Source organism: Streptomyces aurantiacus (assembly GCF_001418335.1).
Taxonomy (GTDB): Bacteria; Actinomycetota; Actinomycetes; order Streptomycetales; family Streptomycetaceae; genus Streptomyces; species Streptomyces aurantiacus.
This window is the reverse complement of record NZ_LIPP01000110.1, coordinates 1-451: the sequence shown is the minus strand read 5'-3', so window position 1 is coordinate 451 and position 451 is coordinate 1. Positions and strand designations below refer to the sequence as shown.

Annotated in this window: 1 protein-coding gene; it reads left to right on the top strand. The window is 71.0% G+C overall.

The features are described 5' to 3' along the window. The coding region (locus AOK01_RS45095; RefSeq protein WP_245702273.1) for an LCP family protein at nt 1-384 on the top strand (384 nt) is incomplete at its 5' end. Between the last annotated feature and the right edge of the window lie 67 nt (nt 385-451).

Sequence of the window (451 nt, the reverse complement as noted above, 5' to 3'; positions counted from 1 at the left end):
CTGGCCTTCGTACGGCAGCGCAAGCAGGAGGCCCAGGGTGACCTGGGCCGTACCCGCAACCAGCAGAAGTTCCTGGCCGCCCTCGCCAAGAAGGCGGCCACACCCGGGACCCTCCTCAACCCGGCCAAGTCCTTCCCGACCCTGAACGCGGGCCTGGACACCCTCGTGGTCGACAAGGACACCGGCCTACGTGACCTCATGACGCTGTTCGAGGCGATGCGGGGCGTCACGGCGGGCGGCGGCCGGCAGATCAACGTGCCGGTCTCCGACCCCGCTTTCGCCACCTCCAAGGGCAGCGCCGTGAAGTGGGACGACCGCCGGGCGCGGGCGCTCTTCGCGGAGCTGAGGGCCGACCGGCCGGTGACGCTCCCGAGGGAGAAGTGACGGTCAGACCGGCTGCGCGGTGGAATGCCGCGCGGGGCCGGCGGGGGACGGTCTCCTATACACATCT